Source organism: Cyanobium sp. T1B-Tous (assembly GCF_024345475.1).
Lineage (GTDB): Bacteria > Cyanobacteriota > Cyanobacteriia > PCC-6307 > Cyanobiaceae > Cyanobium_A.
In genome coordinates this window covers 19,591-28,559 of record NZ_JAGQBE010000033.1, presented here as the reverse complement: position 1 = coordinate 28,559, position 8,969 = coordinate 19,591, and the positions used below count along the sequence as shown (strand labels likewise).

Sequence of the window (8,969 nt, the reverse complement as noted above, 5' to 3'; positions counted from 1 at the left end):
CGGTCCAGCTTTGCTGAAAGCGCATGCAACCCAGCGACAACACCGGCATGGCCAGCTCGGTCCGACCAAACCGCCGGGTGGGCAGTTGGGCCGAAGCCATCAGAGCGCGTCCCGGCGCGGCAGGGTGCGCTTGAGCCGAGCCGGGGTGGGCACCCCCAGCGGCAGGATCTCCTGGCCGGCCAGCTGTTGCTCCAGCTCAGGCAACTGCTCATAGGGCACCCAGTGAATGCAATCCACCGGACAGGTGTCGATCGCCTCCTGGATCAGGGCCGTGGAATCTCCGTCCTGCCGGATCGCGCGGGAGCGGCCCCAGTGGGGCTCCACCACAAACGTGTTGACGGCCACATGGGCGCAGTAGCGGCAGCCAATGCAGACGGCCTCATCCACCCACACCGCTTTCTGCCGCAGAGATCCCCCCAGCAAGGGCTCCAGACCGGTGCGGGCGGACTCTGGGGCCGCGGCGACGGCGGTGAAAGCCAGGGAGGGATCGGCCATGGCGGAGGACGTCAGGGGAGCTAGGCCCAGCGGGTCACCACCAGTTCGATGCTGCCGTCGTGCTGCTGGGTTTGCTCACACACCTGGAAGCCCTCTTCCGTGGTGGCGGCCAGGATGCTGCGCAGCGCGTAGCGCTGATTGAGTTGGGCCACAAAACGCTCCACCGGCACCGGCTGGCTCCAAAGATCGAGGTCGGTGACGAGCTCGTAGCTGCCGGTGGCGGGATTGAGGCGGAAGCCGATATCGGCACCGTTGGCCTGGGCCACGGCGAGCTGGGCTTCCAGGGTCTGGCCCCGATAGCCGCGCACCTGCAGGGAACCCTCCCGGGGGGCATGGCCGAGGTCGCTCAGGGCCTCAAGCAGGGCCTGGCGGTCACGGAGCTCGGTCTTGATGGTGCTGAAGTGGGACATCGGTTCGGGGTGCTCGACGGTTACGGGAGCGGCACGGGGTTGGCCAGGGGCTGCCCAAGGGTCTGGACCTGGCCAAGGGTCTGGACCTGGCCTTGGTCCTGGGGCTGGAACGCCTCAGCCGTGCTTTGACGCTGCTGGACAGCGCCGAGCTTGGCCTCAATCCGTTCGGTGAGCTGCTCACAACCCAGCCCCCGCACCCCTTCCACGAGCTCTTCCACCCGACCATCGGGCCGGATCCGAAATCGGATGGTCTGTTGTTCCATCCCTGGCCTGGACAGGTGTGGCGATGTTAACCGTGATTTCCAGAGGCTGGGCGCCCGGGGCCGCCGGGAGGCCGCCGCACCTCAGCTGAGCAGCCCTTCATCCACGAGGGTTTGCAGCCGCTCCAGCACCTCGGGTTGCTCCAGCTGCTCCAGGGCCAAGCGGGCCTCATCCCGCACGCCCGATTCCGCGTCGTGGACCATGGCGTGCAGCAGGGCCTCAACCACGACCTGCTGACGGGGTTCCACCAGATCGCCGTAGAGCCGGCCGAGGGCCCAGGCGCTGTTGCTGCGCACCGCTGGCTCGCTGTCGATGCGCAGGCTGAGCAGCAGCTGGGCCGCCGCCGGATCGGCCTTGGCGGGGCCCGTACACCCCGCGTCGGCCAGGGAACTGGCAGCCCAGAGGCGCACGGCGGCAATGTCCACTTGCAGGGAGCGGATCAGGGGGTTGAGCACCGGGGCATCGGGATAGTTGCCCAGGCTCCAGGCCACCGCCTTGCGCACATAGCCGTTGTCATCGGAGCCGAGCAGGGCCAGCAGCGGCTCCACCGCCAGGGGGCTGGGGTTGCGGCCCAGGGCGTACACGGCGCTCATCCGCAGGATCGGGCAGCTGGCCTCCAGCAGGGGCAGCAGCAGCGGCAGGGCTCGCGGATCGCGGTGCTCACAGAAGATCCTCAGCCCCTGCATGCGCTGGTCATGGCTGCCGTCATCCGCCGCCACCCGCAACAGCTGCAGGCCCAGGTCACATTCCGCCGCCACATCCGAGGCGCTGGGATCCTGGGTATCCAGGTCATCGAGCGGATCGCCGAGCAGCTCCTGGGCGAGCTCCTGGGCCAGCACCTCGGGATCGAGGTAGAGCTCGTGGGGACTGTCGCCGAAAGGCCCGCTGGGCGGCTGTTCGGGCTGCGGAGAAAGGCTCACAACGCTGTCTCAGCCGATCGGGGCAGGGGCAGCCATGTCGCCGGGCAGCCAGATGCGGGCACTCACCGCAAACAGAGCGAGCCCAAACAGCACAACGATGGCGGCCGGCAACAGGGTGGAGCGAAAGAATTGCACAGCCTTGGGGGGGGAGCGGGCGCCTGGCCCCATCATCGCCCCTAGTGTTCGCCGACCTGCCCCCATGTGATGGCCCCAACCCCCGGCACCTGGCGGCGCCTCACCGCGGTGGCCGCGGAAGGCGTGGCCAGCGGCACGCCGTACATGGTGGGCACCAAGCTGCTGCAGGGCTGGCTCACCGCCTCCGGGGTGCCCCTCGGCCTGATCGGCCTGCTCGCCTACGCCGAGCTGCCCTACACCTTAAAAATGATCTGGGCGCCGGCCCTGGACCGCTGGCCCATCCCCTGGCCCGACCGGCGGCGCGGCTGGCTGCTGGTGCTCCAGCTGCTGCTGGTGGCGGTCATCGGGGCGATGACCTTCCTGCGGCCCAGCCAGGACCCAGCCAGCCTGACAGCGATTGGGGCCATGGCCCTGCTGCTGGCGTTCGTCAGCGCCACCCAGGACATCGTGGTGGATGCCTATCGCACCGACCTGCTGCCCGAACAGGAGCGGGGCGCCGGGGCCGCCGCCACCACCCTGGGGTACCGGGGGGCCATGCTCGCCATCGGAGCAGGGGGGTTCATCCTGGCCGGCCGCTTCGGTTGGCCCCTGGCCTTCGCCGGCTCGGCGGTGCTGATGCTGTTGGTGGTGCCCTTCACCCTCACGGCTCCGAAACTGCCACCGATCCAGCACCAGGTCACCAGCCTGCGTCAGGCGGTAGCCGGGCCGGCCCGGGAATTCCTGCACCGCACTGGCCGGGGCCGGGCCGTGATGCTGCTGGCCCTGGTGCTGCTCTACCGCTGGCCCGACGGCCTGCTCAATGTGATGGCCGTGCCCTTTCTGATCCAAAAGGGGTTTTCGCCGGAGGTGGTGGGTTCGGTGTTGGCCGGCTGGGGCATCGGCGCCACCATCGTCGGCACGATCCTGGGAGGACTCCTGTTCGCCCGGCTGGGGATGAACCGCTCCCTGTGGGTCTTTGCCCTGGTGGGGGCCGCTGGCAACCTCTCCTATTGGGCCCTGGCCAGCTTCGATGGCGGCCCCCCGGCCCTGCTGCTGGCGGTGGGACTGGAAAACCTCGGCGGGGGGCTCGTGGGCGCCGCCTTCGTGGCCCTGTTGATGAGCCTCTGCAATCCCCGCTTCTCCGCCACCCAATACGCCCTGCTCTCGGGGGTTTATGCCCTGAGCCGCTCGGTGCTCGCCGGCCAGGCGGGCTTCGTGGCTGAAGGGGTGGGCTGGAGCAGCTTCTTCCTGCTCACTGCGGCCTCCTCCCTCCCGGCCTTCCTGCTGATGGCCTGGCTGACGCCCTGGAACGGCGACGGCGCCAAGGGAGCCTTCGATCCGGCCAAGGACCCCACCTAAACCCGGATCCCAGCGATGGGGATTGGGGAGCTCAGGCCGGCTCCAGACTTCCCTCCAGCCGCCGCCGCAGCTGGCCACAGGCCGCATCCGCATCCAGGCCCCGACTGGCACGCACACTCACCGCCACATGGCGCTCCTGCAGGGCCCGGCGAAAGGCCTCCACGGCGCCCGGAGCGGGCCGTTGGAACTCCTCTTCGGCAATGGGGTTGTAGGCGATCAGGTTCACATGACTCTGGAAACCGCGCAGCAGCTGGGCCAGCGCAAGGGCGTGGCGCGGCTGATCGTTGAGGCCCCCCAGCAGGATGTACTCAAAGCTGACGCGGCGGCCGGTGAGGGCCACGTAGCGGCGGCAATCGTCGAGCAACGCCTCCAACGGGTAGGCATGGGCGGTGGGGATCAGCTCTTCGCGCAACCGCTGATCCGGCGCGTGCAGGCTCACGGCCAGGGTGAACTGGGCCCGCCCCAGCCGCTCCAGAGACCGCTCCGCCAGGGTGGGCAGGGTTTTGGGCACCCCGACGGTGCTCACCGTGATCTGGCGCTGGGCCATCCCCAGATCGCTGCAGAGGCAATCGATGGCCGCGAGCACCGCCTCGATGTTGAGCAGAGGTTCGCCCATCCCCATGAACACCACGTGGCTGGGGCGCTGGTCCATCACCTCCCGCACGCTCAGCACCTGGTCGACGATCTCGTGCACCGCCAGGGAGCGCTGCAGGCCGCCCTTGCCGGTGGCGCAGAACCGACAGGCCATTGGACAGCCCACCTGACTGCTCACGCAGACCGTGAGCCGACCTTCGGCCGGTATGCCCACGGTTTCGATGCTGAGGCCATCGTGGGTGCCCAGCAGCAGCTTGGTGGTGCCATCGCGGGCCACACTGCGGTGCAGCTCCCGTGAACGCCCAATCCAATCGCCGGCACCCTGTGGGGGCTGGGCCAGGAGTTGGTCGCGGAAGGCCTTCGGCAGCACCGACACCGCATCGAGGCTGCGGGCCCCCTTGGCGTAGAGCCAGTCGTGGAGCTGGCGGCCGCGGAAGGCGGCCTGGCCCTGGGCCACAGCCCACTGCTCCAACGCAGGCACGCCCATCCCCAGCAGGGGGGTGTCGGGCACAGCAGGCCCGGCCCTCAAGGCCAGATCAACAGGCCGTGCCCCAGCTTCCACTCCACAGCCACGAGGGCGATGAACCCGAGCATGGCCAGGCGGCCATTGAACAGTTCCGTGTGGGTGTGAAAGCCGTAGCGGGGCAGCCGGCGCTGGGGAACCGGCGTATTGAGACTGGTGCGGGTGGGGTTAGCCATGGTGATCACTCATCGGTGAGCAGCCCTTCCTCCTGCAGGCCCTCCAGGGCCGCAGGATCGGCGATCAACTCCTCCTCCAGGCCCTCCTCAAGGGTGGGGCGGGTGAACGCCGCCAGCCCACTGGCACTGGCCTCGATGCCATGGCGGCTGCGGGTGGCCTCCAGATCGGCATCGGAGGGATCGTCGAGCACCGCCATCGATGCGGCCGGAGCCGGCATCTCCACGGTGTAGTCAGGGCGCAGGTTCTGCATGCGGCGATAGCCCATGCCGTCTTCCTCAAGGATGTCCGGATGGGGGCCGGCCTCCGCCCGCAGCTCCTCTTCGAAGCCACTGAAACCGGTACCGGCTGGGATCAGGCGACCGATGATCACGTTCTCCTTGAGGCCGCGCAGCCAGTCGCTCTTGCCCTCGATGGCCGCCTCGGTCAGCACCCGGGTGGTCTCCTGGAAGGAGGCCGCCGAGATGAAGCTGTCGGTGTTCAGCGAGGCCTTGGTGATGCCCAGCAGCACGGGGGTGAACTCGGCGGGGGCCCCACCGGTGATCGCCATGGCGCTGTTCACCTGCTCCACCTGACGCAGCTCGATCAGCTCACCGGGCAGCAGGGTGGTGTCCCCGGCGTCCTCGATGCGCACCTTGCTGGTCATCTGGCGCACGATCACCTCGATGTGCTTGTCGCTGATCGACACACCCTGGCTCTTGTAGACGTTCTGCACCTCGGTGACCATCCGGAACTGCAGCTTGGAGATGGCCTCCTGGGCTGCCTCCATGGTGGGTTTACGGCTGCGCAGATCTTCGAAGAAGCACTCCAGCAACTCGTGGGGATTGATCGGGCCATCGGTGAGCGACTCACCGGCGCTGACCTGCTGGCCATCGCTCACCATCACGTTGCGGCCGAGCAAGATCGGGTACTCGGTGATGGCATCGTCGTGCTCGATCACCGAAACAGTGATCGAGTCGTCGTCATCGCCCTGCTTGATCTGCACGGTGCCGCTCTTGCGGCAGAGAATCGTGGATTCCCGCGGACGGCGGGCTTCCAGGAGTTCCTCAATCCGGGGCAGACCCTGCACGATGTCACCGGTCTTCTGGCGTTCGAACACCAGCAGGGCCAGGCCATCTCCGCGTTGCACCAGCTCGCCGTCGCGCACGTGCAACACCGAGTCGGGCGACACCATGTAGGGGCGGCCGAGGCGAATGGTGAGCGTGTTGCCCTTGATCGCCTCCACCTGACCACAACAGGGCGCCACGACCCCTTGGGCCAGCTGGTCGCCATCGACGATGCGCTGGTCGACGCCAACCTCGGGCTTGGCAGAACCCAGATCAATGGTGCGCGTGTCGCCATCCCGCTCCACGATCAACCGGCGGATCGGTTCGCCATCCACCAGATCGGGGAGCTGGACGACGCCATCTTCCTTGCAGAGGATCTGGGTGGTGGCCACCACGTCGCCACGCTTCACCGCGGCCCCATCTTCCACCTGAAGATCGGTGTGGGTGGATCCATGGCTGGCGTCCGAGAGGGTGTCCCGACGCACCAGCAGGGTCTCCAGGATCGTGAGCTGCAGGCGCTCGATCGTCTTGGCCCGCTTGTCGGAGACGGCCTCCACATCCACCGTCATCTGGGGGGTGGTGTCAAAGGTTTCCAGGATCAGCTGGGTGCGCAGCAACTCCACACCATCGACGCTCTTGATCAGTTCACTGTCCTTGAAGGCCAGGCGCTGGGTGGCCTTGAGGCCCAGGGAAGGGCCACCGCTCTGCTTCACCGTCCCCAGTTCGGGCAGGTGGGCCGCATCGGGAATGGCGTACTCCTCCACCGGGCGCAGCAACAGGGCGCCACCCTCAGGGGTCTCCACGGCTTCCACGAACACCATCGCCTCAGCCTTGAGGCCCTTGGCGATCTCCTCGCCCGGGGTCACCATCTTGCCGTCGGCGAACTTGGCGAGGGTCTTGCTGTCAGACACCAGGTGCAGCGTTCCCGAGCGCACGATGATTTCCCGCAGAATGTCGTTCTTCTGGGTCACCGTGACGATGCCGGCGGTCTGGCTGAAGATGTCCTTCACCACCTCGGTACCGGCCTCGATCCACTGGCCGTCCTCGATCATCAACAGGGAGATGTCCTTGTTGATCTCGTGGGTTTCCTGGGGGATCCACAGCAAGGTGCCGCCCTTGCTCACCTCGTAGCCGTTCTTGGCGCTGCGGGCCTTCTTGATGGACAGGCCGGGAGCGAACTTGACGGTACCTCCGGTTTTGGTGCGGAAGCGGTCGTCGGCCAGCTCAGCGATCACTTCGCCGTTGGCGATCTTGCTGCCGGGGGCCGTGTTGAGGCGGTAGCGGATGTTGTCCTTGCCCTCCAGGTGCCAGATCTCACCGGAGTGGGTGGATTCGCCCACCAGCTTGCAGTCCTTGAGGGTGAGGCTGGCGGTGACGATCTGCACTTCGCGGGAGTCACCGGCACTTTCGCGAAGCCGCACGGCTCCGCCGTACTCACTCACCAGACGGCTTTCGGCCAACACCTCACCGGTGGTGACGGCCTTGTTGCCCTCCACCACGGGCAGGGCATTGGGGGGCAGGTTGTACACATCGCCGCTGAACACCCACATCCGGCCCAGACGTTGGGCCTTGAGCGTGATGTTGCCCTGACGGTCGGTGACCTCCTTGGGCTGGATTGCATCCTCGTAGCGCACCTGGCCAGCCAGGTCGCAGATCACATCCTTGGTGGCCTTCTCAACGCTCTTCTTGACGGTCACGCCCGCGGCGATCTGGGCCAGGATCGTGTCTCCGGGCACCGTGTCGCCATCGGCCACGAACAGGATCGAGCCGTTGACGATGTCCAGTTTCTGAAGCTTGCCCTTGCCGCTGGGTTTGACCGTCAGGGAGAAGTCTGTTTCAGCCAGCTGGGCCTCCACGCCGTGGGGAGTCCGGAAGGACCGCACCCGGGCCTTGGCGCCGAATTCGACCGTGCCATCCACCAGGGAACGCACCACGCCGGTCTCGGCCGTGGACACACCACCGGTGTGGAACGTCCGCATGGTGAGCTGGGTGCCGGGCTCACCGATGGACTGGGCCGCAACGATGCCCACCGCTTCGCCGAGGTCAACGAGCTGGTTGTGGGCGAGGGCCCAGCCGTAGCACTTGCGGCACACCGAGCGGGAGGCCTCGCAGGTGAGCGGTGAGCGCACCTTCACGGTTTTGACGCCACCTGCTTCAATCCGGCGCGACAGGGGCTCATCGATTTCGCCGTCGCGGTCCACCAGGGTTTCGCCGTCTTCGGCCACCACGGGCTCGGCAGCCAGACGACCGATCAACTTGCTGCCGAACTTGCCCTTCTCATCCGCATCGATCGGGATGCTGCGGGTGGTGCCGCAATCGTCCTCGCGCACAATCACGTCCTGGGCCACGTCCACCAGACGGCGGGTGAGATAGCCGGAGTCAGCGGTGCGCAGGGCGGTGTCCACCAGACCCTTGCGGGCGCCGTAGGACGAGATCACGTATTCCGTGACGGTGAGACCCTCACGGAAGTTGGTGCGAATCGGCAGGTCGATGATTTCCCCTTGCGGGTTGGCCATCAAGCCGCGCATGCCCACCAGCTGGCGCACCTGAGACATGTTCCCCCGGGCGCCGGAGTTGGCCATCATCCACACCGAGTTGAGTGGATCGTTCTCGTTGAAGTTGCGGCGCACGGCCGCCACGAGACGCTCGTTGGTTTCGGTCCAGGTGTCGATCACCTTGGTGTGGCGCTCCACCTCGGTGATCTCGCCTAGGCGATAGCGCTCTTCGGTCTGGGTGATCTGCTCCTCAGCTTCCGCCAACAGGGCGGCCTTGTCACCCGGAATCCGCAAATCGTCGACGGAGATCGAGACGGCGGCCTGGGTGGCGTAGTGGAAGCCCAGGTCTTTGAGCTCGTCGGCCATCGAGGCCGTGGCGGCGGTGCCGTGGTGCTTGTAGGCCCAGGCCACCAGGTTGCGCAGGGCCTTCTTGTCGATCACGCGGTTGCGGAACGGCGGGGCCTGCTTGCTCAGAGCATGGCTGACCGGAGCGGCGGTTTCAACGACGGCAGCCTCGGCAGCCTTCTTGGCGCTCTTCTTGCTGGTTTTTTTGGCGGGGGTGGCGGTCATGGCTGCGC

9 protein-coding genes are annotated in these 8,969 nt (G+C 67.2%); 1 reads left to right on the top strand and 8 read right to left on the bottom strand.

Features of this window, described 5'->3' with window-relative positions:
* Positions 1-99: 99 nt before the first annotated feature.
* The 5 genes from KBY71_RS09065 to KBY71_RS09045 form a co-directional block, all read right to left on the bottom strand.
* On the bottom strand, positions 100-495 hold the full coding sequence (locus tag KBY71_RS09065) for a ferredoxin (RefSeq protein ID WP_254928594.1): 396 nt from the start codon (positions 493-495) through the stop codon (positions 100-102).
* A 20-nt stretch (positions 496-515) separates the two neighbouring features.
* Complete coding sequence (locus tag KBY71_RS09060; protein WP_254928593.1) at positions 516-905, bottom strand: DUF1257 domain-containing protein; 390 nt, start codon at positions 903-905, stop codon at positions 516-518.
* A 20-nt stretch (positions 906-925) separates the two neighbouring features.
* Positions 926-1,168 (bottom strand): DUF2997 domain-containing protein, encoded by a 243-nt coding sequence (locus tag KBY71_RS09055; RefSeq protein ID WP_254928592.1) that lies wholly within the window; start codon positions 1,166-1,168, stop codon positions 926-928.
* 81 nt (positions 1,169-1,249) lie between these two features.
* Positions 1,250-2,086, bottom strand: a complete 837-nt coding sequence (locus KBY71_RS09050; protein WP_396095190.1) for a HEAT repeat domain-containing protein — start codon at positions 2,084-2,086, stop codon at positions 1,250-1,252.
* A gap of 9 nt (positions 2,087-2,095) precedes the next feature.
* Entirely contained in the window at positions 2,096-2,254 is a 159-nt protein-coding gene (locus KBY71_RS09045; protein ID WP_254928598.1) for a hypothetical protein, read from the bottom strand.
* 36 nt (positions 2,255-2,290) lie between these two features.
* On the opposite strand from KBY71_RS09045, the gene KBY71_RS09040 reads away from it, so the two are divergent.
* Positions 2,291-3,559, top strand: coding sequence for an AmpG family muropeptide MFS transporter (locus KBY71_RS09040; RefSeq protein ID WP_254928591.1), 1,269 nt, complete (start codon positions 2,291-2,293; stop codon positions 3,557-3,559).
* 31 nt (positions 3,560-3,590) lie between these two features.
* Here the strand turns inward: KBY71_RS09040 and rlmN are convergent, their stop codons facing one another.
* From rlmN to KBY71_RS09025, 3 genes are read right to left on the bottom strand one after another with little or no spacing between them, the layout of a single operon-like run.
* Positions 3,591-4,640, bottom strand: a complete 1,050-nt coding sequence (rlmN, locus tag KBY71_RS09035; protein WP_254928596.1) for a 23S rRNA (adenine(2503)-C(2))-methyltransferase RlmN — start codon at positions 4,638-4,640, stop codon at positions 3,591-3,593.
* Between the two features lie 38 nt (positions 4,641-4,678).
* Positions 4,679-4,852, bottom strand: coding sequence for a chlorophyll a/b-binding protein (locus KBY71_RS09030; RefSeq protein WP_190389967.1), 174 nt, complete (start codon positions 4,850-4,852; stop codon positions 4,679-4,681).
* 5 nt (positions 4,853-4,857) lie between these two features.
* Positions 4,858-8,961: a DNA-directed RNA polymerase subunit beta' gene (locus KBY71_RS09025; protein WP_254928590.1), complete on the bottom strand. Its 4,104-nt coding sequence runs from the start codon at positions 8,959-8,961 to the stop codon at positions 4,858-4,860.
* Between the last annotated feature and the right edge of the window lie 8 nt (positions 8,962-8,969).